The organism is Bartonella sp. SD1336NMGDW (assembly GCF_042193565.1).
In the GTDB taxonomy this organism is placed as follows: domain Bacteria; phylum Pseudomonadota; class Alphaproteobacteria; order Rhizobiales; family Rhizobiaceae; genus Bartonella; species Bartonella grahamii.
Genome location: NZ_JBHILW010000006.1, coordinates 1 through 24,886 on the forward strand (window position 1 = coordinate 1; position 24,886 = coordinate 24,886).

The 24,886-nt window shown below is 37.1% G+C and carries 22 protein-coding genes and 2 tRNA genes; 14 read left to right on the forward strand and 10 right to left on the reverse strand.

The genetic code is table 11. The annotated features are described in order from the left end of the window. The first annotated feature begins 108 nt into the window (after nucleotides 1–108). Entirely contained in the window at nucleotides 109–351 is a 243-nt protein-coding gene (locus ACFIKH_RS04680) for a hypothetical protein (RefSeq protein ID WP_375670321.1), read from the forward strand. Between the two features lie 230 nt (nucleotides 352–581). On the opposite strand, the gene ACFIKH_RS04685 is transcribed toward ACFIKH_RS04680, so the two are convergent. The 5 genes from ACFIKH_RS04685 to ACFIKH_RS04705 all read right to left on the reverse strand — a co-directional run bounded on the left by ACFIKH_RS04685 (nucleotide 582) and on the right by ACFIKH_RS04705 (nucleotide 3,774). Then, nucleotides 582–658, reverse strand: a tRNA-Arg gene (locus ACFIKH_RS04685). A 39-nt stretch (nucleotides 659–697) separates the two neighbouring features. Beyond that, complete coding sequence (locus ACFIKH_RS04690) at nucleotides 698–1,003, reverse strand: ETC complex I subunit (protein ID WP_375626885.1); 306 nt, start codon at nucleotides 1,001–1,003, stop codon at nucleotides 698–700. An 89-nt stretch (nucleotides 1,004–1,092) separates the two neighbouring features. Continuing rightward, nucleotides 1,093–1,169: transfer RNA gene (locus tag ACFIKH_RS04695), tRNA-Pro, on the reverse strand. A 707-nt stretch (nucleotides 1,170–1,876) separates the two neighbouring features. Beyond that, nucleotides 1,877–2,566 carry a DnaA regulatory inactivator HdaA gene (hdaA, locus tag ACFIKH_RS04700; RefSeq protein WP_375626887.1) on the reverse strand — a complete coding sequence of 230 codons (690 nt, stop codon included), beginning with the start codon at nucleotides 2,564–2,566 and terminating at the stop codon, nucleotides 1,877–1,879. After that, complete coding sequence (locus ACFIKH_RS04705) at nucleotides 2,563–3,774, reverse strand: AI-2E family transporter (RefSeq protein ID WP_375625926.1); 1,212 nt, start codon at nucleotides 3,772–3,774, stop codon at nucleotides 2,563–2,565. Before ACFIKH_RS04705 ends, hdaA begins: the two co-directional genes overlap by 4 nt. A gap of 158 nt (nucleotides 3,775–3,932) precedes the next feature. On the opposite strand from ACFIKH_RS04705, the gene purM reads away from it, so the two are divergent. Beyond that, nucleotides 3,933–5,024: a phosphoribosylformylglycinamidine cyclo-ligase gene (gene purM, locus ACFIKH_RS04710; RefSeq protein WP_375625928.1), complete on the forward strand. Its 1,092-nt coding sequence runs from the start codon at nucleotides 3,933–3,935 to the stop codon at nucleotides 5,022–5,024. Beyond that, the gene (gene purN / locus ACFIKH_RS04715) at nucleotides 5,021–5,632 is read left to right on the forward strand and encodes a phosphoribosylglycinamide formyltransferase (RefSeq protein WP_375626891.1); all 612 of its coding nucleotides are present in this window, start codon (nucleotides 5,021–5,023) and stop codon (nucleotides 5,630–5,632) included. Before purM ends, purN begins: the two co-directional genes overlap by 4 nt. 283 nt (nucleotides 5,633–5,915) lie before the next feature. Here the strand turns inward: purN and ACFIKH_RS04720 are convergent, their stop codons facing one another. Beyond that, on the reverse strand, nucleotides 5,916–8,450 hold the full coding sequence (locus tag ACFIKH_RS04720; RefSeq protein WP_375626893.1) for a response regulator: 2,535 nt from the start codon (nucleotides 8,448–8,450) through the stop codon (nucleotides 5,916–5,918). 211 nt (nucleotides 8,451–8,661) lie between these two features. Here ACFIKH_RS04720 and ACFIKH_RS04725 point away from each other — a divergent pair, with 211 nt between their 5' ends. Next, on the forward strand, nucleotides 8,662–9,138 hold the full coding sequence (locus ACFIKH_RS04725) for a hypothetical protein (protein ID WP_375648123.1): 477 nt from the start codon (nucleotides 8,662–8,664) through the stop codon (nucleotides 9,136–9,138). A gap of 52 nt (nucleotides 9,139–9,190) precedes the next feature. On the opposite strand, the gene dksA is transcribed toward ACFIKH_RS04725, so the two are convergent. After that, nucleotides 9,191–9,607 carry an RNA polymerase-binding protein DksA gene (gene dksA, locus ACFIKH_RS04730; protein ID WP_015856486.1) on the reverse strand — a complete coding sequence of 139 codons (417 nt, stop codon included), beginning with the start codon at nucleotides 9,605–9,607 and terminating at the stop codon, nucleotides 9,191–9,193. A 313-nt stretch (nucleotides 9,608–9,920) separates the two neighbouring features. Then, nucleotides 9,921–10,460 carry a flavin reductase gene (locus ACFIKH_RS04735; protein ID WP_375611549.1) on the reverse strand — a complete coding sequence of 180 codons (540 nt, stop codon included), beginning with the start codon at nucleotides 10,458–10,460 and terminating at the stop codon, nucleotides 9,921–9,923. 145 nt (nucleotides 10,461–10,605) lie between these two features. Here ACFIKH_RS04735 and rpe point away from each other — a divergent pair, with 145 nt between their 5' ends. From rpe to ACFIKH_RS04785, 10 genes are all read left to right on the forward strand, one after another. Continuing rightward, complete coding sequence (gene rpe / locus ACFIKH_RS04740; protein WP_375625936.1) at nucleotides 10,606–11,292, forward strand: ribulose-phosphate 3-epimerase; 687 nt, start codon at nucleotides 10,606–10,608, stop codon at nucleotides 11,290–11,292. Continuing rightward, nucleotides 11,292–12,599, forward strand: coding sequence for an adenylosuccinate lyase (gene purB, locus ACFIKH_RS04745; RefSeq protein ID WP_375626068.1), 1,308 nt, complete (start codon nucleotides 11,292–11,294; stop codon nucleotides 12,597–12,599). Before rpe ends, purB begins: the two co-directional genes overlap by 1 nt. 68 nt (nucleotides 12,600–12,667) lie before the next feature. Beyond that, the gene (locus tag ACFIKH_RS04750) at nucleotides 12,668–13,216 is read left to right on the forward strand and encodes an RBBP9/YdeN family alpha/beta hydrolase (RefSeq protein ID WP_375625938.1); all 549 of its coding nucleotides are present in this window, start codon (nucleotides 12,668–12,670) and stop codon (nucleotides 13,214–13,216) included. A gap of 172 nt (nucleotides 13,217–13,388) precedes the next feature. Continuing rightward, the gene (gene purC / locus ACFIKH_RS04755; RefSeq protein WP_375651845.1) at nucleotides 13,389–14,153 is read left to right on the forward strand and encodes a phosphoribosylaminoimidazolesuccinocarboxamide synthase; all 765 of its coding nucleotides are present in this window, start codon (nucleotides 13,389–13,391) and stop codon (nucleotides 14,151–14,153) included. A gap of 78 nt (nucleotides 14,154–14,231) precedes the next feature. After that, on the forward strand, nucleotides 14,232–14,471 hold the full coding sequence (purS, locus tag ACFIKH_RS04760; RefSeq protein WP_375651844.1) for a phosphoribosylformylglycinamidine synthase subunit PurS: 240 nt from the start codon (nucleotides 14,232–14,234) through the stop codon (nucleotides 14,469–14,471). Between the two features lie 11 nt (nucleotides 14,472–14,482). Next, entirely contained in the window at nucleotides 14,483–15,154 is a 672-nt protein-coding gene (gene purQ, locus ACFIKH_RS04765; protein WP_375625942.1) for a phosphoribosylformylglycinamidine synthase subunit PurQ, read from the forward strand. 294 nt (nucleotides 15,155–15,448) lie between these two features. Continuing rightward, nucleotides 15,449–17,659: a phosphoribosylformylglycinamidine synthase subunit PurL gene (gene purL, locus ACFIKH_RS04770; protein WP_375625944.1), complete on the forward strand. Its 2,211-nt coding sequence runs from the start codon at nucleotides 15,449–15,451 to the stop codon at nucleotides 17,657–17,659. A 60-nt stretch (nucleotides 17,660–17,719) separates the two neighbouring features. After that, complete coding sequence (locus ACFIKH_RS04775) at nucleotides 17,720–17,953, forward strand: BolA/IbaG family iron-sulfur metabolism protein (protein WP_375625946.1); 234 nt, start codon at nucleotides 17,720–17,722, stop codon at nucleotides 17,951–17,953. A gap of 98 nt (nucleotides 17,954–18,051) precedes the next feature. After that, on the forward strand, nucleotides 18,052–18,384 hold the full coding sequence (gene grxD, locus ACFIKH_RS04780; protein WP_375625948.1) for a Grx4 family monothiol glutaredoxin: 333 nt from the start codon (nucleotides 18,052–18,054) through the stop codon (nucleotides 18,382–18,384). A gap of 67 nt (nucleotides 18,385–18,451) precedes the next feature. Then, nucleotides 18,452–19,708, forward strand: a complete 1,257-nt coding sequence (locus tag ACFIKH_RS04785; RefSeq protein WP_375626902.1) for a multidrug effflux MFS transporter — start codon at nucleotides 18,452–18,454, stop codon at nucleotides 19,706–19,708. 341 nt (nucleotides 19,709–20,049) lie between these two features. On the opposite strand, the gene parC is transcribed toward ACFIKH_RS04785, so the two are convergent. Both parC and aspS read right to left on the reverse strand, forming a co-directional pair. After that, nucleotides 20,050–22,299 (reverse strand): DNA topoisomerase IV subunit A, encoded by a 2,250-nt coding sequence (parC, locus tag ACFIKH_RS04790; protein ID WP_375651843.1) that lies wholly within the window; start codon nucleotides 22,297–22,299, stop codon nucleotides 20,050–20,052. Nucleotides 22,300–23,080: 781 nt separating this feature from the next. After that, nucleotides 23,081–24,874 carry an aspartate--tRNA ligase gene (gene aspS / locus ACFIKH_RS04795; protein ID WP_375671089.1) on the reverse strand — a complete coding sequence of 598 codons (1,794 nt, stop codon included), beginning with the start codon at nucleotides 24,872–24,874 and terminating at the stop codon, nucleotides 23,081–23,083. Nucleotides 24,875–24,886 lie beyond the last annotated feature (12 nt).

Consider the following 24,886-nt stretch of genomic DNA (forward strand, 5'->3'; position numbering starts at 1 on the left):
TTGCCAATTTATTTAGATAAGCAAGATCTGAACGCCATCAGTTCAAACTTAGCAAGAGAGATCTTAAAGCACAATAAACAAGGTGAACGTGTGTGTGTGGGTGGAAACATGGCTAGAAAAAAAACACAAGACGATATAGAGCTTACAGAAGCAGAAAAAGAAATACTTCAGGAAATGATCGTCACCTATCAAAGTGTAAAAATGATGTCTCGCTTGATGAAGTGGATAGCATTCATCCTCTTTTTGCTTATCATTGATTTTGCACGCCTTATGGATGCATTAGTAAATATTTTTACACAAAAACCAAATATTCGACTCTACACATACTCTGAGACGCGCGAAATTCTTTAGAAAATGGATTATTAATTTTGCTTGTCTTTATGGATGCGATAGACAATATCTTTGTACATTTAAAATAGTGGTTCTCAAAGAATTTAAAAAATTATTAGAGAACATTGGAGGAAACAGATGAGCTTTGTAAAAGTATGTTGGAAAATCCTATTCCCGAACTTTTGTTAATGTTCCCGAACTTTAAAAAAGATTACAAAGAATAAATACATTATACATGGGTAAAAACCGGATGGTGATCCCGACAGGATTCGAACCTGTGACCCACGGCTTAGAAGGCCGTTGCTCTATCCAGCTGAGCTACGGGACCCAACTGATTATTTTCTCAATTCAAAATAGCATCTTTAATTCAATGTGTCCAAGAGTGCTGCCGATCACTGCGAAAATTATCAGAATAAGAAATAGCACGTCGAATCGACGTACGTTTCTTTTCTACACGGTAAGAGATAGCATTCTTACGCGCAAAAGCAATCGCTTCTTCCTTCCTATTAAATCTGATCCTCACCTGATTATTCATATCAGACGTTGCCGTGTACCCCATAAGAGGTTCAAGCATTTTTGCTTTCACCGGCTCATACTCTAGAATCCAAAAACCTCTATTCCCCTTACCTGACTGCATAGCTGTCTTAGCAGGACTATAAATACGTGCGATCATGCCTTTTTCCTTCAGATTACACAACGCTTGAATGATAGTTTTCCACCACACGTACCCAATTGGGTCATTCTCACACACTTAATCAAATATGGTCGGAGCGATAGGATTCGAACCTACGACCCCCTGATCCCAAATCAGGTGCGCTACCAGGCTGCGCTACGCTCCGCCATTTACATTTACTTGATGCACATTTCCTAAAATTTTCACAACAGAAGTGCAAGAGAAAAACACACTTTTTTTTAATTTTATTGCATTTCTTTACAAAAAAGCACGTTTTAAAAATTTTTTCCCTACTCAATAACATATTTATTGACAAATAATAGAAAACAACCTCCGTAAAGAATCCAATCTATATTAAAAAATAACGAATTTCTCTGTAAGGATTTCATAATTTTCATCCTGCTTTAAGCAAACTCTCACTGTATCAAAACGCATTCTACAGATACAATTTTAGAAAAAAACGACTTAAATATCATAGAAAAACTTTCCAAAAGAGAACACAAGCCAAAAAATCAGCTGTATTAAGCTTTTTCCCCTCTTTTTCTATCTTGCAAAGAACTCTTTTATAAAAATTCTAGAATCTTCTACAATCCAAATCCATAAACAACAGACATTTTTTCAAAGCACGAAAGTTCCATTATAAATAAAATAAAGCGCTTTTTTTAGAAAAAATTTCAAATGCAAAGATGGAAAAAAGTCAACATCATACAATAAAATCTCAAAGCTATTTAAGATAAACACATGACTAAAGTAAAAAATACTATTTTTCACTCTTAACGGATATCAAAAAAGAAGAAAATTTAAATGACTTGTCTTGCCACATATTGAAACGATAATAGAAAGACAGAATAAGTAAGCCATGATAGGGAGTGTTTACGGATTTCTTCTATTCAAAACTTCAGCAATAACAGCACGTGTTATTTTTCTTTTTCTTTGTAATGCCAACTGATCAACAGAATCAATAACACGCTTCAATGAAAATAAAGAACGTTCACAACGACTTACAAGATAATAAACCGTGTCTGGATGTACAATAAGTTGCCTATCGGAAAAAAGCTTAAATGCAACAGCTGTTAATAATGCATCATCAGGCTGATTAATTTCAACGAACATCACCGAATTAAGACGACTTTTTAGATCATTTAACTTTAAATTCCAAGCGGAAGGAAGTGTCCGTGCCGTCATCAATAAAGTAGCTTGTCGTGCATCAAGATTTGCTTGCTTAATACTGTTAATTAAATGAAAAAGTTCTGTCTCTTTGATTTCATCTGCATCAATATCCTCTATCAAAAATGATCTGCCTAAAGAAGCCACAGTAACAGCCTGATCAATCTCATTGTGCTGAATCCTGAAAGCATCTGCTTTTTGGAGCCATATATTAGAAAAGTGCGTTTTTCCAGATCCTTCTTTGCCAACCAAAACTGCAATAGGTAAGCTCCAATTGGGCCAGTGATCAATAAGCTGAAAAGCCATACGATTGCTTTCCGTTACCACTAAATCCTCAAATTGAAAAATCGGATCATAAGGAAAATTTAAAGATAATTGCGTTTCACACCCATTCATTTTAGCGGCTCCGAATTTCCCCTTCGCGAATACATCTGAGAACTAAGATAAGTATGAAGAGCAAAACGAACTAAAACGCCAACAGCCGCTGCCGCAGGAACAGCAACAAGCATACCAGTAAAACCAAAGAGTGAAGAAAAAGCAAAAAGTGAAAACATCAGCCATACGGGATGTAATCCCACTGATGAACCTACAAGCTTGGGTTGAAGAATATAACCTTCAATAAATTGACCAATTAAAAAAAGTGCCATCACAACGATGATTCCTCCCCAATTATTGGGATAAAACTGGACCCATGCAATACCAACAGAAAGGACCAAACCACTCATTGTGCCGATATAAGGAACAAAGCTAATAAGACCAATAAACATACCAATTAAAAGACCAAAATTGAGTCCTGCAATCGTTAAACCAATAGCATAATAGCCTCCCAATATAAGACAAACTGTTCCTTGTCCACGAACAAAGCCTGCAATAGCTCTATCCATTTCATGAAAAATACTCCGAACGGTTTCAAGATGATCACGCGGTATTAACGAATCGATTGCTGTTACCATACGCGGCCAATCTAATAACATATAAAATGCCACCACAGGTGCCACAACAAATAAGCTAGCGATATTAACGATAGATTTTCCTGACTTTAAAAGTGAATTCAAAAGAGACGTAATAAAATCAGAACCTTCTCCCAAAAATCCTTTAATATTATTCCGTAATTCATTTGGATCACTTCCAAAATAGCGCCTTATCCAATCAAAATCATGCTCAACAAAAAAGGTTTGAATACGATTAATATAAACAGGTAAACCATCACTCATGAATTGCTGTATTTGCCAACTAATAACAGGAATCAAAATAACTAAAGCAGCAACAAAGGTAACAACAATAAATAAGGTAATGAGGACAGTCCCAAACACCCGTCGAATACCAAATTTTTCAAGTAATTGAACAATGGGATTGAGAAAATAAGCCAGCACAATCCCTGCCACAAAAGGAAGCAAAATCGATCCAAAAACAAACATAAAAAAAATGAAAAAAATCAGCGTACCAAGCCAAAAAAAGATTTGCCTTTTCATATTATTCGGCAACGGTAATTGAGTATACGCTGGCACATAAGTCTTATAACGATCACGAGATGTATTCTCACTCACTTTCTTTTTCATAAGTTGCCAAGAAGACTGACCGTGATTATCTGATATCTTGCTCATAAAATATCCTAAAAAATTCTTCACAAAAAATTATAAACATCTTCAAAATAAGGTACAAGCAAAGTTGCTTATTTTCTTATCAATATCTCTTGCAGAGAGAACTCTATCATGGCATTGCATAATATCAAAACCCGATTTTCCATTAAAGGAAGGCTCCAATGAGCAACCAAGATCTTACAAATAATAAATCCAAAGTTGGTCTTACCTACGCAAAAGCCGGTGTAAACATCGATATGGGTAATGCCATGGTAGAAAAAATTAAACCCTTTATACGCGCGACAAAACGAGCCGGAGCAGACGCAGAAATTGGCGGTTTTGGTGGAATTTTTGATTTAAAAGCAGCTGGCTTTACGGATCCTATCCTAGTAGCAGCCAATGATGGTGTGGGAACAAAATTAAAAATTGCCATTGAAGTAGGTCACCATAACACTGTAGGTATTGATCTTGTGGCTATGTGTGTCAATGATTTACTCGTACAAGGGGCTGAACCTCTCTTTTTTCTGGATTATTTTGCAACTGGAAAGCTTGACCCTGAACAAGGTGCTGCAATTGTTTCTGGTATTGCAGAAGGATGTAAACAAGCCGGTGCTGCTCTTATTGGAGGAGAAACTGCAGAAATGCCAGGAATGTATGCAGAGGGAGATTATGATCTAGCCGGTTTTGCTGTAGGAGCATGCGAACGCAGCAAGCTACTCCCTTCAAAAGATTTAACAGAAGGTGATATTATATTAGGTCTAAGCGCCTCTGGAATTCATTCCAATGGCTTTTCGCTTGTTCGACGAATCATCCAGCAACATGATCTCAAATGGAATGACCCTGCCCCTTTTGCTCCCGAAAACAGCCTTGGTATAGCACTCCTTACACCAACACGCATTTATGTAAAATCGCTTCTTCCCATCATGAAAAAATACGAAGGGATTAAAGCTCTTGCTCATATTACGGGTGGAGGCTTTCCTGAAAATATTCCACGTGTTGTTCCATCTTCTCTCTGCGCTGAAATTCATCTTTCTACCATCAATGTTCCAGCAGTATTTTCATGGATTGCCAAACAAGGTAAAATAGAAGAAACAGAAATGTTAAGAACATTCAATTGTGGTATTGGCATGATCATTATCGTAGCACAGCATGCAGCTGAAACAATTACGCAAGCTCTTGAAAGAAAAGGAGAGAGCGTAACTCCTCTTGGCATTTTAACAAAACGCCAAGATCAAAATAAAGGAATACTTTATAAAGGGGTACTGCATTTATGAAAAAACAAATCATCGTTTTCATTTCTGGTAATGGATCCAATATGGTCGCCCTTGCTCAAGCTAGTCAACAAAAGGAATATCCTGCTGAAATCATCGCGGTTATTTGCGATAATCCGCGTGCAGACGGTATTGAAAAGGCGCGAAACCATAACTTACCTATTCATATTGTTGATCGCAAAATTTACAAAACAAAAGAAGAGCATGAAGAAAGTATTTTTACGATTTTAAATCAATATAAACCAGATTTTCTCTGCTTTGCAGGATATATGCGCCTTATCTCGCCACGTTTTGTAAAACTTTACGAAGGACGAATTTTAAACATTCATCCTTCTCTTTTGCCTTCATTTAAAGGCTTAAACACACATGAAAAAGCTTTACAAGCAGGCGTAAAAATCACGGGTTGCACTGTTCACCTTGTTACAGAAGACATGGATGCAGGAAAAATCCTTGCCCAAGCAGCCGTTCCAGTCTATCTTCATGATACTGCTGAGAGCTTAGGACAAAGAGTTCTTAAAGCAGAACATAAACTCTACCCCGAAGCCTTAAAAGCATTTATTGAAGGGAAGAGCAAAATGGTAGATGCGCAGCAACAGCTTTTATCTTTTTGAGTGTATCAACAATCTATTAATAAGCATTTTTCAATGTTTTACATATAATTCGTGCTCAGTGTCTATAATTGAAAATCTCTATTAAATGTTGACGTAATAGAGCCTATCTTTTCATAAATTTTTGCACAGAATGTGTGTTTTTTTTGAATTTTAATTAAATTTTCAAATTCTTCTTTTTTATTCAGTTCTATGACATTATCACAAGTTCTATTTATCAAAATACTCTCGTATTTCGCCTAAAAAATCTTAAATACGCAATTTTTCTATTGCATAAATTTTTGCCTCATGATGAAAGTGTTTCTTTAACTGTTAGAGCTAACTGTTTGAGTGTAAAAGGTTTAGATAAAAAACCAAAAACAGCATCTTGTGGAAGATTTTTAGCAAATGCATCTTTTGCATATCCAGAAACGAAAAGAAATTTGATATCAGGATAGTTTTTACGTACTTCCTTCAATAAAGTGGGTCCATCCATTTCTGGCATCACCACATCGGAAACAATAATATCAATAGCTCCTTTTTGTTTCTCAAGAATAGAGAGTGCTTCCACCCCACTCGCTGCCTCTAAAACCGTATATCCTCTCATTTGAAGAGCTCTTACCCCCCCCATTCTAACCGCATCTTCATCTTCAACCAATAAAACAGTTGCAGACCCTGTTAAGTCTATATTTTTATCTTTCTCTTCATCTTTTTCAATCTTTTGAGAAGTTTTTCCTTTTATATTGGGGATATAACGGGGAAGAAAAATATAAAATGTTGCTCCTTCACCTTCTTTACTTTCACAATAAATGCACCCACCACTCTGCTTGATAATTCCATAAACCATTGATAAACCAAGTCCTGTTCCTTTTCCAACTTCTTTTGTTGTAAAAAATGGCTCAAACATTTTTTCTTGTATAGCAGCAGATATACCAGCCCCTGTATCTGAAATAGTCAATTGTACATACTCACCAATTTCTAAACCAAGATGATTAAATTCAGCACTTTGTTGCTTTGTAATATTGTTTGTCGCAATCGTAACAATACCTCCATCTAACATGGCATCACGCGCATTAATAACCAAATTCATAATAACACGCTGAAAAGATGCTTGATCGACTTCAACACTCCACAAATCTCTTCCATGGATAATTTTTAACTGAACATTATTCCCCAAAAGTGGTAAAATAAGATTGCGAATATCTGATAAAAATTCAGTAAAATCAACTTCTTCAGGTCGAAGTGTTTGCTTTCTAGAAAAAGCTAATAATTGCTGTACAAGAGCAGCTGCACGATTAGCATTATTTTTAATATTGATCAGATCAGCATGAGCAGGATCAGAACTACGATGCGTATTTAAAAGAAGATCACACGACATTAAAATTGCTGTTAAAACATTATTAAAATCATGAGCAATGCCGCCAGCCAATTGTCCGACAGCTTGCATCTTCTGACTTTGCATCATTTTATCTTCAAGCGTTTTTTGTTCGGTTGTTTCAATCACAGAGATAATAAGCAAATCTTGCAATGCATCACCATGATGGGGTGGTACAGACATAATATGGAGCCGTAAATGGCATTCTTCATTTTTTTCTAAAACAGTTTCTAGAGAAACAAAATAATTTTTATTTGTCGCAATTCTCTGAAAAGAACGCTCTAACTGCACACAATCACGACGAGAAATAACGTCATAAAAATTGACAGCTTTGTCCATACATCCCGTGAGTGATGAAAAAGCTTTATTCATATGAACCAATTGCCCTTCATGATCTACCACGGCTATTGCAAAAGGACTCGCATCAAAATATTCTCCTAATATAGTGGGTAATTTTAATTGGTCGTCCTCTTCTTTTTGTATTTGTTGTGGAATGATCACAATACGATAAACGGCTTCCTCTTCTAAGAGAGAAGAAACAGAGATAAGACAATGGAATATTTTCTCACAAGTCGCTTGCGAATTTAAACATAACGAAAACTTATAAGGTAAAGAGTAACCTGAACTTTGATATCTGTTGGTTTGCAAACAGATATCACTCCATGAGCTCTTAGCGCCAACGCTATCAAATAACGAATCAAAATTATATTGACCAACTGAGAAATTCGCTAAATCAATTGAAAACCATTCGGCAAAAATCGCATTCGCATAAAGAATAGTTCCTTGTGTATTAACTGATACAAAACCAATAGGAGCTTGATCCAAGTGATTGATAGCTTCTTGAAGGTTCGAGAAAAAAACTTCTCGTGTTTGTTGTAAATGCGAAATATCAGCAATACGCCAAAATAAAAGCTTTTTTTTCTGTTTTGTGATAGGTTGAATGGAAATATTATACCAAACAGATTTTTTTGGTGTAGAATCGGTAAATATTGGTTGTTCTACTCTTAATTCCTCTTGCGCCGCAAGATTATTACAGGCTGCAACCTTTAAGCGATACGAAAGTGCACCAGCTCCTGGAAGATCAGCAATAACCATATAACAAGACACTTCAGGCTTATAAGTCACAATTTTTCGATAGTTTTGATTAGAATAATAAACAAAACCAGAAAGGTCAGAGATTACAATTGCATCATCGCTCCGATTAAAGATGCTAAAATCAAAATCTTCATGCGACCACACATGGTATCTTAAAATTCCCATTCCACACAAAACGAGTGTTGCAACGCCGATAATTGCTAGAATCAAAAAAGATATCAATATAGCCTTTTGCAAATAGCTTTGTGGATAAAAAAAACCTAAAATACCCACAATGAAAAGAAAAAATAATATAAAAACAATACCAAAAATCACAACTCTTCGATGAACAGAAGACGCTGATCTTTTATTATTATCAAAACCTTTATCCATCTCTCATTGCCTTAGATTTAGCTGTTTCTTATATCACAAAACTTCCTTTATATTCATTGTTATAAAGTATATACTATGATATTATCTTTCAAAGAAAGCTCACTTAATGTTAAAAATTTTATTTCTTGTATTTAAGTGAACCTTTTAAGGGTGTGTTTATAAATTTATCTCAATAAAAACGATATTTTCACACAAAAATGGGAGAAAATCTATGTATATCTGGTTATCAGAGCAAATAGGTGTATCTGCTGCGAAGATAACGATAAGCTTTTTGTTTTTTATAATAACAATCGTGGCTATTACCATAATTATCTTGTTTTTACGTCGTTTAAGTACGGGAAGATTCAGCAATAATAGAAAAAAAAGTCTATCACGATTAGCATTATGTGAAGTAATTTCTATAGATCGAGCACGCCGCCTTATTTTAGTCCGTTGCGATAATAAAGAACATTTGCTCCTTATTGGTGGATTAACAGATGTGGTTGTAGAATCCGATATTACCAGTACATCCAAAATACAAAAGAGAGAAACACACACACATCCAAATTCCGCCCCTACAGAAAGAAACGATATAACGGATAAAAATCCCTCTCCTTTTACGAATCAAGCAGTAAAAGATTCAGCAATCACCGCCGAAATTGAGGGGAGGCAAGAACCATCTTTATTCATTCCTACCCCTCAAAAATAAAAATATACAATTTTATCACCACGAGTTTCGTTTGTTTATCATTTCAATGACCTTAATCATCGCGATAAACTCTTTCACGTCGTTCGTGACGTTCTTGCGCTTCCAATGATAAAACGGCTATCGGTCGAGCCTCAAGACGCTTTATACTAATGGGTTCGCCGGTTTCTTCACAAAAGCCATATGTCCCATTATCAATGCGCTCTAAAGCAGCATCTATTTTTGAAATAAGTTTCCTCTGACGATCACGCGCACGTAATTCGATTGTACGATCAGTTTCACAAGAAGCCCTATCAGTCAAATCGGGTTGACCAACATTCTCTTCCTGCAAATTTTCCAAAGTCTCACGAGCTTCTTTTAATATATCATTCTTCCAAGAAACCAATTTAGCACGAAAATACGCCTTTTGCCGCTCATTCATAAAAGGCTCATCTTCACTGGGGCGATATTGACCATCAATCTCTTCGCTCATGCAATAAAAAACCTCCACATATGCTATGTGCGGTCTATATATTGTGCAATACCCATCAACACAAGAGTAAAATGTTTTTCATAACAATCTACAAATATGTCTAAATACACTGTTTAGATTTAATCGCTTTTCTATTTAGGTTGGATTCTTGATCAAATCTCATCCAGAATATTTTTCTTGCTTACTGAGAAACTTCAAAAAGAAGGAAATCTAATATTCAGATATCAGAGTGATCTCTCCCCTGCTTTCTCATTGTTTAAAATCTAAATGAGGCAATAATAAATCATTTCAGCAATGCAAAAAAATAAAATCTTTATAAAGGCAAAGTGTGATATTCACGTTTCAAATACATCAAAGCATCTTTTTCTTTATTACAGTTGATTGCAACAACCTCACCAATCAAAACACAATGGGTTGCGTGCTCATGCCAACAAATCAAACGACAATCAAACGATGCTAGAGCGTCTGAAAGACTAGGCGCTCCCGTTTGCAAAGCTCCCCATTGAGCAACATCAAAACGCTCATTTTGTGTAGAATTGCAACGCCTCGAAAAAACATCCGCTAATGAACGATGCTTTCCTGCCAAGCTATTAACACAAAAATTTCCATTCTCCATAAACACCTGATTCTTTAAATTATGGCGCATGAGACAAACAAGAAGGGTCGGAGGATCATCAGATAAAGAACAACACGCCGAAACAGTCACCCCGCGTCTTCCCTTAATACCATTTGTTGTCACAATATGCACAGCTCCTGCAAAAAGACTCATGGCATCTCGATATTCTTGGGAAGAAACCGCGATAGTATGTTTATGTTGAAGTTCAGGCATCAAATATGTTTTATGATTCGACATATCTTTCACTTATAAAGCTTTAAAATTTCAAGCGATCTTTCCATAAAAAGATCTATAATACATATTTTTTCTTTTCCGTCATAACACAAAAGATATTTGTGTATACACTGCGATATGATAAAAACAGCCAATCAAGGAGATTTTAATGCCCCATTCTCATCTCATTTCGCCTTCACTCTTGGCTGCTGATTTTTCTAAACTTGGACAAGAAATGTTAGATGTTGTTGATGCTGGTGCAGATTGGCTTCATCTTGATATCATGGATGGACACTTTGTTCCTAATATCACCTTTGGTCCTGAAATCGTCAAGGCTCTACGCCCATTAACCAAAGCAATATTTGATGTCCACCTGATGATCGCACCAGTAGACCCTTATTTGGAAGCTTTTGCAAAAGCGGGTTCAGATATTATAACCATTCATGCTGAAGCAAGTCCACATCTTCATCGTTCATTACAAACAATCAAAAAAATGGGAAAAAAAGCAGGAATTGCACTCAATCCAAGCACCCCTGAACATGTACTTGAATATTTGCTTGATCAATTAGATCTCATTCTCATCATGACGGTCAATCCCGGTTTTGGTGGACAAAGTTTTATTCCAGAAATAAAAGATAAAATTAAGCGCGTTAAAAGCATGATTGCAAACCGCCCTATTGATCTTGAAGTTGATGGTGGTATCACCGTTGATACAATTGGGATAGCTGCAAAAGCTGGAGCAAATGTATTTGTCGCAGGCTCTGCAATTTATAAAGATGGAAATAAAGAGCTTTACAAAACACGCATGAGTGCATTGCGCCAAGCCGCAATCCTCTCACAACAAGGAAAAAAATGATGATCGCACGTTATTCCCGCCCTGCAATGGTAACAATTTGGTCTCCTGAAACAAAATATCGTATTTGGTTCGAAATTGAAGCCCATGCCTGTGATGCCCTTGCTCACTTAGGGATTATTCCGAAAGAAGCCGCCAAAGTCATTTGGGAAAAAGGCGCAGCAGCTAAATTTGATGTCAATCGCATTGATGAAATTGAAGCAATTACCAAACATGATGTTATCGCATTTCTGACCCACCTAGCTGAATTCATTGGACCCGAGGCACGTTTTATCCACCAAGGCATGACATCATCTGATGTTCTCGATACAACACTGAATATTCAATTGATGCGTGCTAGTGATATTTTGCTAGAGGATATAGATCAACTTCTTGAGGCATTAAAAAGACGTGCTTTTGAGCATAAAGAGACAATCACCATTGGGCGGAGCCATGGCATTCATGCTGAACCAACAACATTTGGAGTAAAATTTGCTCTTGCATACGCTGAATTTTCCCGTTGTCGCAAACGTCTTCTTGCAGCACGAGAAGAAATTTCTACTTGCGCGATTTCAGGAGCTGTAGGAACTTTTGCAAATATCGATCCAAGCGTTGAAGAACATGTAGCAAAAGCCTTGAGGATGCGTGCTGAACCAGTTTCCACCCAAGTAATACCAAGAGATCGTCATGCTATGTTTTTTGCAACACTTGGTGTTATTGCTTCCTCTATTGAAAGGTTAGCGATAGAAATACGCCATTTACAACGAACAGAAGTTCTGGAAGCAGAGGAACATTTCTCACCTGGGCAAAAAGGCTCATCGGCGATGCCTCATAAACGTAATCCAGTTTTAACAGAAAATTTAACTGGATTAGCCCGCATGGTACGTGCATTTGCACTCCCAGCCATGGAAAATGTTGCACTTTGGCATGAACGCGATATTTCGCATTCATCTGTTGAGCGTTATATTGCTCCAGATGCGACTATTACACTTGATTTTGCTCTTTCTCGCCTCACATCTGTCATTGAAAATCTCATTGTCTATCCAGAAAATATGCAAAAAAATCTCAATAAATTCCGTGGCCTTGTTCACTCACAACGGGTGCTTTTAGCACTTACGCAAGCAGGAATCAGTCGTGAAGATTCTTATCGGATTGTACAACGAAATGCGATGAAAGTTTGGGAACAAGGAAAAGATTTTTTAGAAGAACTCCTCAACGACAAAGATGTTATCAAAGCTTTAAGTGAAGAAGAACTTCGCGAAAAATTTGATCTTTCTTACCACACCAAACATATCAATACGATTTTTAAACGTGTTTTTGAAGAACAGTAAAGCGACATAGAAACCTCAAATCTATTCCACCTATGATCAAAAATCTGTTGTAACAAAGAAAACAATTCATGAAAGCAAATCAACTCGATATTCTTATTGTTCCTGGCTACAAAGGATCTGGTCCAGATCATTGGCAAACACGCTGGGAAAGAAAATTGTCGACAGCCCGCCGCATTGAACAACTCCATTGGTCAAAGCCTGTTTGTGAAGAGTGGGTTAACAAAGTTAAAACCGCCATTGCAAAAGCTCAAAGGCCTGTTATGCTTATTGCTCATTCATTAGGAGTTCCCAGTGCTATTCACGCAACTGTACAAAATACAGAAAAAATTTGTGGCGCTTTCTTTGTTGCTCCTCCAGATGTCGCCAATGAGAAAATACGTCCCAAACATTTAATGACATTTGGCCCCTATCATCGCCAAAAGCTTCCTTTTCCTTCTATTGTCATAGCCAGTCGCAACGATGAATTTTGTCAATTTTCAGTAGCAGAAAAAATTGCCAATGATTGGGGATCGCTCTTTGTTGATGCTGGGTATTCTGGCCATATTAACGCAGAATCCGGACACGGACCTTGGCCTGAAGGGCTTATGGTCCTCTCTCACTTTCTTGCAAAAATTTGATCCAAAAGAGGTGATCTTCTTTCTCATCGCTTATGTATCTTCACCTTTGGGTAGACGTGTAATGACAAAAATTATAAAAGTATCATAGCAATATCATTGAGAAATTCTATCAATTAGGATAGTATCATTTACCAATGTTATTAAAAACCTCTCAAGAAAATAGAGAATCATGATGAATCGTCGCCACCGTATCTATGAAGGCAAGGCTAAAATTTTATATGAAGGACCTGAACCAGGGACTTATATTCAATTTTTTAAAGATGATGCAACTGCCTTTAATGCAAAAAAACATGAAATTATCGACGGAAAAGGGGTTTTAAACAACCGAATTTCGGAACATATCTTTAGCCATCTTGGGCGTTTGGGCATCCCAACACATTTTATCAAACGTATAAACATGCGCGAACAGCTTATTAAAGCAGTGGAAATCATTCCGTTGGAAGTTGTTGTTCGCAATGTTGCTGCCGGCTCTCTTGCTAAGCGTTTAGGTTTAGAAGAAGGAACCCCGCTTCCGCAATCCATCATTGAGTTCTACTATAAAAATGATTCTCTCGATGATCCCATGGTAACGGAAGAACATATCACAGCTTTTGGGTGGGCTGTCCCACAAGAGATAGAAGATATCATGCAACTTTCAATTCGTATTAATGATTTTCTTTCTGGGCTTTTTGCCGGTGTTAACATCCAATTAATTGATTTTAAAATGGAATTTGGTCGCCTGTGGGAAGATGAAACAATGCGCATTGTTCTTGCTGATGAAATCTCACCTGATTCTGCACGACTATGGGATATGCAAACACAAGAAAAAATGGATAAAGATCGTTTTCGTCGTGATATGGGTGGGCTTATTAATGCCTATCAAGAAGTTGCCAAACGTCTTGGTATTATGAATGAAAACGAACCAACACGACCAACTGGTCCCGTTCTCGTAAAGTAAAAACAAGGTAAAAAACATCACCTTATATAGATACCCCTCTTCAAAGGAGAGGTTCTTTTAACAAGCAGGAAGCAAAAAATGAAAGCACGCATTACGGTTACTTTAAGAGAAAGCGTTCTTGATCCACAAGGAGAAGCAATTTTCGGTGCTTTAAAAAGTTTAGCTTTCGAAGGCATTCAATCCATTCGTCAAGGAAAGGTTTTTGATATTGTTCTTGATGATCTACCTTCTGAAACCGCAAAGAAAAAACTTGAACAAATGTGTGAAGAATTACTCGCAAATACTGTCATTGAAAATTATACAATCGAACTTTTTTAAGTGAAACGCTCATGAAAACTGCCATCATTCAACTTCCTGGATTAAATCGTGATCGAGATATGGTTGCAGCATTACATCATATAACGGGAGTTGAGCCACTAAAAATTTGGCAAACAGAAACAACAATTCCAGATGTAGATATTATTATTATTCCTGGTGGTTTTTCCTATGGCGACTACTTAAGATGTGGTGCTATTGGAGCGCGAACTCCCATCTTAAAAGCCATTCGTGAAAAAGCACAAGAAGGTACGACAATAATAGGTATCTGTAATGGATTTCAAATTTTGTTGGAAGCAGGATTATTACCTGGGACTTTAATGCGTAACGCTTCTTTAAAATTTGTTTGTCGTGAAATCAAACTTGAAGTCGTCAACGCCAAAACAAAATTTTCTCGATATTATTCTAAAGGACAAATTATTCGTTGTCCTGTTGCCCATCATGATGGAAATTATTTTGTTGATAGTGAAACACTAAGGCAAATGGAAGATAATGAACAAATTGTTTTTCGCTATGCAGAAAACACAAACCCGAACGGCTCAATGAAAGATATTGCTGGTATTGTTAATAAAGCTGGTAATATTCTTGGTATGATGCCTCATCCTGAAAACTTTATTGAACCCGCCCACGGAGGTATTGACGGTCGTTTACTTTTTCAAAGTGCTTTAGAGTTAGTAAATGGATGATGCTGAAAAAATACTCGCGCTCCATAATTTTTAAAAAACAAGGATCTATACCATTTCTCGCATCGTAAATCTATGAACAAAGCTTTTCACAAACAACAATGGATATTATTTTTTAAACACATAATTATTTAAGACCATTTTTAGTCTTAAATCCCACCAAACAAACGAACAAAATCTTCAGCTTACTGTCTATAAATATTTTTATTATTAAACAACAGTATTGCTTATAATATAAGCTGCTAGATTAAAAAAATAAAAATGCTAAATTTCGATTAATTGGACGGATAAATACTCATGAAGCCTTGCAATAACATCACTATTACACCAGAGCTCATTGCACAACACGGGCTAAAAGAAGATGAATATGAACGTATCCTGACGTTAATCGGTAGAGAACCAACATTTACTGAACTAGGAATTTTTTCTGCAATGTGGAACGAACATTGTTCCTATAAATCATCTAAAAAATGGCTAAAGACTCTTCCGACAGAAGGAAAATGTGTTATCCAAGGACCTGGTGAAAATGCTGGTGTTGTCGATATTGGCGAAGGGCAATGTGTTGTTTTCAAAATGGAAAGCCATAACCACCCTTCTTATATTGAACCTTATCAAGGTGCAGCAACAGGTGTTGGTGGTATTTTACGTGATGTCTTTACAATGGGAGCCCGTCCTGTTGCTGCTATGAATGCATTGCGATTTGGTGCTCCTGATCACCCAAGAACACGCCATCTTGTTTCTGGTGTTGTTTCTGGAATTGGTGGTTACAGCAATGCTTTTGGCGTTCCAACTGTTGGTGGAGAAGTAAATTTTGATAAGCGTTATAATGGCAATATCCTTGTTAACGCTTTTGTCGCCGGTATTGCAAAGACAGACGCCCTTTTTTATTCTAAAGCGCAAGGTATTGGACTCCCTGTTGTTTATCTTGGTGCAAAAACAGGACGTGATGGTGTCGGTGGAGCAACAATGGCTTCTGCTGAATTTGATGATTCAATCAGTGAAAAACGCCCAACTGTTCAAGTAGGTGATCCTTTTACAGAAAAATGTCTCCTTGAAGCATGTTTAGAGCTCATGGAACTTGGAGCCGTTGTTGCTATTCAAGATATGGGAGCAGCAGGACTCACCTCTTCTGCCGTTGAAATGGGTGCAAAAGGAAATTTAGGGATACAGCTTAATCTCGATACAGTTCCTGTTCGAGAAGAAAATATGACAGCCTATGAAATGATGCTGTCTGAAAGTCAAGAGCGTATGCTCATGGTCCTTAAACCAGAACTAGAAAAGCAAGCAGAAGCAATTTTTCATAAGTGGGGGCTACATTTTTCTATCATTGGGAAAACAACCGATGATTTACGTTTTCGTGTATTTCATCAAGGGGAAGAAGTTGTCAATCTTCCCATCAAAGAGCTTGGTGATGAAGCACCTGTTTATGATCGTCCTTGGAGTGAGCCGGCAAAAAAAACACCCTTGAAAGCAGAAGACGTCAAAAAGGTTGAAAATCTTGGTGATGCCCTTCTATCCTTATTGAATTCTGCTGATCAAAGTTCACGGCGATGGGTTTATGAACAATATGATACCCTTATCCAAGGAAATAGCCTTGTTTGTCCAGGAGGTGATGCAGGCGTTATCCGTGTAGGAAACAACAGCAAACGTGCTCTTGCTTTTTCTTCTGATGTAACACCTCGTTATTGTGAAGCAGACCCTTATGAAGGAGGAAAACAAGCTGTCGCAGAATGCTGGCGAAATATTAGTACGACAGGTGCAACACCACTGGCTGCTACAGATAATCTCAATTTTGGTAACCCTGAAAAACCTGAAATTATGGGACAGCTGGTTTTGGCTATTAAAGGTATAGGAGAAGCTTGTAGAATCCTCGATTTTCCTATCGTTTCAGGCAATGTTTCTCTTTACAACGAAACAAATGGGGAAGCCATTCTTCCAACCCCTACAATTGCTGGTGTAGGCCTTCTTAATGATTGGTCTAAAATGGTAACAATAAGTGGTATGCAAAATGGAGATATTCTTGTTTTAGTAGGAAATTGCGGCTCTCATTTAGGACAATCAATCTATGCACGTAACATTTTAAATATTGATGCAGGTGCCCCCCCCCCTGTAGATTTACAACTTGAAAAAAAACATGGTCAATTTGTTCGAGATGCCATTAATAGCGGTTTTATTCACGCTGCCCATGACCTTTCTGACGGGGGATTGGCGATAGCACTTGCCGAAATGGTGATTAAAGCAGGTAAAGGAATCAAAGTAACGTTAAGCAATAAATCACCCCATCATGCAGAACTTTTTGGAGAAGACCAAGGACGTTATCTTTTAGCCGTCAAACCTCACTCTCTCAATAGTCTTAAAGAGCGTGCACAAATCAATACAGTTACTTTAACAGAGCTAGGTCAAGTTGAGGGGACTTCTCTCAATATAGATGGGATATTAACACTTTCAGTAGACAAACTCACAAAAGCCTATGAAAACTGGTTTCCACAATTTATGGGTGAAGAGTAAAAATTGTTTTTTCTCTTAAGCAACAGCCTTTATAAGAAATGAATACATAGGAGAATAATGATGGCAATGAGTGCCCATGCAATTGAAACGCTTATTCGTGAAGGCATTCCTGATGCTACTGTAACAATTCGTGATCTTGCTGGAGATGGAGAACATTATGCTGCAGAAGTTATTTCTGAAAGTTTTCGTGGTAAAACCCGTGTTCAACAACATAAAATGGTTTATGATGCTCTTAAAGGCAATATGGGAAATGACTTGCACGCTTTAGCACTGCAAACGAGTATTCCCAAATAATTTAAAAATTTCTTCTTGCATTCATTCACTCAATACTATTAGAAATAATATGAGCGTGAATGCACACTTCCAAGAATTTATACTATTGAGGAATAGAGATGACTACTATTCATGATTTTATTGACAACGAAATTAAAACAAATGATGTCATTTTATTCATGAAAGGAACGCCTGACGCTCCACAATGTGGATTTTCTGGGCAGGTCGTTCAAATCCTTGATTATTTAGGGTTAAATTATAAAGGAATTAATATTTTAACTTCTAACGAATTGCGTCAAGGGATAAAAGACTACTCAAATTGGCCAACAATTCCGCAACTCTATATCAAAGGTGAATTTGTTGGCGGCTGTGATATTGTTAAAGAAATGTTTCAAAATAACGAATTGCAAGAACTGCTAAAGGAAAAAGACATTCCTTGCAATAAATCATAGATGTCTCTCATTTTATTTGCTTCTTATAGAATCGTGTTCAGTCGAAACTTTTATTAAAAGGGTGCATATGTCATATTCAGTCGACGAACAAAAGCATAGTGATGCGATTAGAGAAAAAATTGGCTATAAAGAATTTGTTATTCTCATTGCTTCACTCATGGCCATCAATTCTATAGCTGTTGATATTATGTTGCCAGCTATGCCCAACATTTTAAACAGTTTAAATGTTATCAATGAAAACGATCAGCATTATATCATTTCTAGTTATCTTATCAGCTATGGCGTCACACAGATATTTTTTGGTCCCATAAGTGATCGTTATGGGCGCCGTAAGATTATTCTTATTGGTCTTGCTTTGTATTCATTTGCAGCGATTGGTTCTGCCTTTGTATCAAATTTTTCTCTCTTGCTTATTTTGCGTGCCTTACAAGGTATGGGAGGAGCTGCTATGCGCGTGCTCACAGTTTCCATTGTACGTGATCTCTATAGTGGTCGGAAAATGGCAGAAGTGATGTCTATCGTGATGATGGTTTTCCTTATTGCACCAATGATTGGACCAGCAACAGGACAGATCATTTTACTGTTTGGAAACTGGCAATTTATTTTCATATTCATGGCAATGATTGGTTTCGGGTTGATGATTTGGATTCAATTCCGCTTGCCGGAAACTCTTTATGCGCAACGCTCTCTTTCCTTTTCTTCAGTCAAACATAATTTATGGATTGTAATAACCAATCGCACAACACTTTGCTATACACTAGCAACTTCGATTATTTTAGGCTGTATCTTTACTGCCGTTAATACATCACAACAAACGTATGAAGGGATCTATAATCTAGGACTTTGGTTCCCTATTGCCTTTGCAGTTGGTGCTGCATTTCAAGCTCTATCATCTTTCTTTAACTCTCAACTCGTTGGACGCCTTGGAATGCGGCGTATCGCTCACGCGATGCTTTTACTTTTTTGTATCACTTCATGTGTATGGTTTGTTGGCTCTATCTTAACAGATGGTATTCTTCCTTTTGCTTTTTACATGCTGTTATTCTGTATACTGATGTTTGCCTGCGGTGGTATTATGGCAAACTTCAATACACTCGCTCTTGAACCTGTAGGAGAAATAGCTGGGACCGCGTCGTCTATATCTGGTTTTCTGCAAACATCTATTGGCACAGGTCTCAGTTTTTTTATTGCTCAACAATTTAATGAGACGACCATCCCTAATTCGGCAGGATTTTTCTTTCTTAGTCTGATTGCCATACTCCTCGTCTTATGGGCGGAACGTGGACATCTTTTTAGGCAATATCATAGCAATCCTAACGAATAAATATCCCTTACGAAAAATTAATAACATCTCTCTTGAACAATAAGGAGATAAACCTATCAGACAAATAAAACATCTCCAAATAGAACACTCTTGTGTTAAACATTCACATTGTTTGTTTAAGGGTACAGCTCTCAAAATATCAAATCATTTCACGACAGCACCCATAAATGCTGTAATGTTTAAAAAACAGTTTTGATTGATTTAACCTAAACAAGATCAAAATAGAAAAAACCTCACGCTTTAGATTTTTATTTCAATATAAAAATAATAAATTATCCTTATAAATTAATATCTTACACAATCATAAAACCATAGGGAATTTTCCCATTTATAAAATACATTTAATTAATAAATTTTCCTGATTTTGGAAATCCTTTTGGAACCAAACGCCCGACACCCGCACGCGTTCCCATCCATTCAAAGAGATCGTCCGCCTGGCGGTTAAAGATTCGTTCAGCTGTATCTTGCCAACTTAAGCCTTCTGATAAATTAAAAGTCTTGGCATCAACAACACCACCTTCTTTATAACGCTGTAAACGAACACCTTTACCGCGATTCATTTCTGGTATTTGTTCAATAGAAAAAATAAGCATTTTACGGTTTTCACCGACTACAGCAACATGATCACCATTTACCGGAACACAAAGCTTTACCTTATCAGGAGCTTTCACATTCATCACTTGCTTTCCTTTTCGTGTATTAGCGATCACTTCTGCAGAAGAAACAATAAAACCATTACCGTGATATGAAACCAAGAGCAATTTTTCCTCGGCGTGATGCACAAAAGCTGTGAGAACATCGTGCTCATCATCCATATCAACTAAAAGACGAATAGGTTCACCATGTCCCCGCCCTCCAGGTAAACTATTTGCACCAATAGCAAAAAACTTTCCACCCGTACTGATCAGCACAATCTTGTCGGTTGTAAATGCTGGAAATGCTAACTTTAAACTGTCTCCTTCTTTAAAAGAAAGCGCTTTATAATCGGTCAAATGTCCCTTCAAAGCACGCATCCACCCCTTTTCAGAAATAACAATAGTAATCGGTTCTTTTTCGATCATTGCTTGTTGAATATCATCAAGATCATGTCTTGGTGCCTCTTCAAACGTCGTACGTCTTTTCCCTAAGAATGTTTCAGGACCAAAAGTGTTTCGAACTTTTTTGATTTCTTCTGAAATTATTTTCCACTGTTTTATAGGAGAAGCTAATAAATTCTGTAGTTTTTCTTTTTCAGCTTTCAAACTTTCAAATTCTTTACGAATTTCAAATTCCTCAAGTTTACGCAAAGAACGCAAGCGCATATTAAGAATAGCTTCAGCTTGATTTTCTGTTAATTCAAACCGATTAATCAGCTTCTTTTTCGGTTCATCCTCTTCACGAATAATCTGAATGACCTCATCGAGATTTAAATAGGCAATAAGATATCCATGAAGAATTTCCAATCGGCTATCAATTTGATCAAGCCGATAATGAGAGCGACGAATAAGCACTTCTTGACGATGTTCAAGCCATTGCTGCAAACTTTCTCGCAAAGAAAGAACATTGGGTATTTTTCCCAAAGACAAAACATTCAGATTAAGGGGAAATCTTACTTCAAAGTCAGTCAATTTAAAAAGAGACTCCATAAGGAGCTCCGGATCAACCGACCGATTTTTAGGAACCAGCACGATTCTGATATCTTCTGCTGATTCATCTTGGATATCCTCAAGCATTGGCAATCGGCGTGCAAGCAATAACTCTGCTGTTTTTTCAATAAGACGTGACTTTTGAATCTGATAGGGAATTTCAGTCACAACAATCACATAAGAACCACGGCTACCAGGTTCCTGATGCCAACGTGAACGCAAGCGAAAGAATCCACGCCCAACACGATAGGATTCCTCAATACTTTTTTTAGGTTCAACTAAAATTCCCCCCGTCGGGAAATCAGGACCAAGAACGAATTGATTTAATTCCTCATCATTTACATCGGGATGCGCAATAAAATGGAGCGCTGCATCACAAAGCTCAGCAACATTATGGGGTGGAATAGATGTTGCCATACCAACAGCAATACCAGAAGAACCATTTGCTAAAAGATTAGGGAAAGCTCCTGGTAAAACAACAGGCTCTTCATCTTCTTCATTATAGGTTAAACGAAAATCAATAGCATTCTCATTAATTCCTTCAAGTAACAATGCAGCCACTTCAGTCATACGTGCTTCCGTATAACGCATGGCAGCAGCATTATCACCATCAATATTACCAAAATTGCCTTGCCCATCAACCAATGGATAACGAACAGCAAAACTTTGAGCCAAGCGCACCAAAGCATCATAAATAGACGCATCCCCATGAGGATGAAATTTTCCCATGACATCACCGACAATCCGCGCACATTTCGCATAAGACTGTCCAGGATTTAGTTTGAGAAGACGCATCGCATGAACAATCCGCCGGTGGACAGGCTTCAATCCATCACGTACATCAGGCAATGCACGGTGTGTAATCGTAGAAAGTGCATAAGCCAAATAACGTTCCTGTAAAGCAGAGCGTAATTCTATTGGTTCAATGTGTTCTTTATCAAAAGGTAAATTCATTTTATCAGACATAGTATTAAAACAACAATTCCCACAATAATAAGAAATTATTTTATAGGATTTATTTAATGAAATCTTCTATGAGTCGACTTTTTTATTAAAAGTCAATTACATAAAAACAAACGCTGCGATTAGAACATGAACAGAAAATTATATCAATTTGAAAAATTTATACATGTCCTTCCCCCCTTGTTCTAAGTAATTTATTGAAAGCTTTGTCAAATCCGATAATAATTTAACTGCTCACAAAGAGTTATTTCATTCTTTTTGGAATGACAAAAGCACCTTTCAAACATCATCTTTTATTATAAAGATAAATTGTATAACAACCCCATTCAGTTTTTCCATGAAAAACTAAAAAAATATTCAAAGCTTATAAAATTTAAACTTTTCAGAGTAAGTCCATAGAATAGAAAACCGCATTATTCTCATAAAAACGAAGAAACACAATTCTCTGCTACAACATTGTAAAAACTTCAATAAAAAATAAATAATATATTGTCGTATAAAGATAATTCATTTTTTTTCAACTAAAATGAGACTTCCAAATATTACAGAATTCTCTCATTTCTAATGTATTCATGATAAAACAATCACAATCATTTCCTCACCTATCACAAAGGAAACAGCCACTATAAAAACAAGGAATAAAAATGCCTCGTAAAGAATCAACACAATGGCGTTTTTGTCTATCTAAATTTCACAAACAGCATACACACACACACATGATGCTCTTGAGAGGCATCAAAACTTCACTCTACGTAGAAAAGATGAAAACAATCCATAATCAATTTTATGAGCTATTTTTGTGAGTAGGAGCCATATGGATTCCTAAATCACGTAATTGTGTAGGAGAAACATCAGACGGAGCACTCATCAAAAGATCAAGTGCCTGTTGATTCATAGGAAATAAAGCAACTTCACGCAAATTTTTAACACCCTGCAACAGCATAATGATGCGGTCAATTCCCGCAGCCATGCCACCATGTGGCGGAGCCCCATAATGGAATGCACGATAAAGACCACCGAAACGATCTTTCACAACTTCCTTAGAAAGTCCTACAAGTTCAAAAACTTTAAGCATCATTTCTGGTAAGTGATTACGAATTCCACCTGATGCAATTTCATAACCATTGCAAACAAGATCATATTGAAAAGCTTTAAGAGTAAGAGGATCTTGGGTCTCAAGAGCATTTTCTCCCCCTTGAGGCATGGAAAAAGGATTATGTCCAAAATCAATCTTTTTTTCATCTTCATTCCATTCAAAAAATGGAAAATCAACAATCCACGCCAAAGAGAAACTCTCTCTATCGAGAAGATCTAATTCTTCCCCTACCCGTGTACGGGCTGCTCCAGCAAAAGATGCGAATTTTTTTGGATCTCCAGCCACAAAAAAACAAGCATCACCACTTTCAAGTCCAAGCTGTATACGGATTGCTTCAGTCCTCTGTTCACCAATATTTTTGGCGATAGGCCCTGCTCCTTCCAATTTTCCTTCTTCTTCACGCCAAAAAATATAACCGAGCCCTGGTTGCCCCTCGCCTTGTGCCCATACATTCATACGATCACAAAAAGCACGACTTCCACCCGTTTTAGCTGGAATAGCCCACACTTGTGCATTCTCATCATTCGCTAAAATTTGAGCAAAGACTTTGAAACCAGAATTATAAAAATGCTGAGAAACATCTTCCATAATGATCGGATTACGTAGATCAGGCTTATCAGAACCATATTTTCGCATTGCTTCATCATAGGAAATGCGAGGAAAGCTTTGTGTCACAGTTTTTCCATCTGCAAATTCTTCAAAAATAGAACGCATAATAGGTTCCATAGTTGCTAAAACATCTTCTTGCTCAACAAAACTCATTTCAACATCTAATTGATAAAATTCACCAGGAAGACGGTCGGCCCTTGGATCTTCATCTCTAAAACATGGAGCAATCTGAAAATAACGATCAAAACCTGACATCATCAACAATTGTTTATATTGCTGTGGTGCTTGCGGTAGCGCATAAAATTTTCCTTGATGAACACGACTTGGGACCAAAAAATCACGTGCTCCTTCCGGTGATGAAGCTGTCAAAAGTGGCGTCGTAAATTCCGTAAAACCATTATTTTGCATAGCCCGTCTCATAGCCGCAATAATTTCAGTCCGACGCATGATATTTTTGTGCATAGTCTCCCGACGCAAATCAAGAAAACGATATTTTAATCGAATATCTTCTGGATAATCAGGCTCACCAAAAACCGGTAAAGGAAGTTCATCAGATTTTGAAAGAATTTCTACCTCTTGTGCAAAAATTTCAATCTCACCTGTTGGAAGCGTTGCATTAATAACCTCATCGGAACGTGCACATACCTCTCCATCCACACGAATAACCCATTCAGAACGCACTTTTTCAATAACTTTAAAAGCCAGCGAAGCAGGGTCAGCAACAATTTGTGTGATTCCAAAATGATCACGTAAATCCACAAAAAGAATTCCGCCATGATCACGAACACGATGAACCCATCCCGAAAGACGGACTTGTGCTCCTACATCACATTTACGAAGAGCCGCACAATGATGACTGCGATAACGGTGCATATTTTTTGCCTT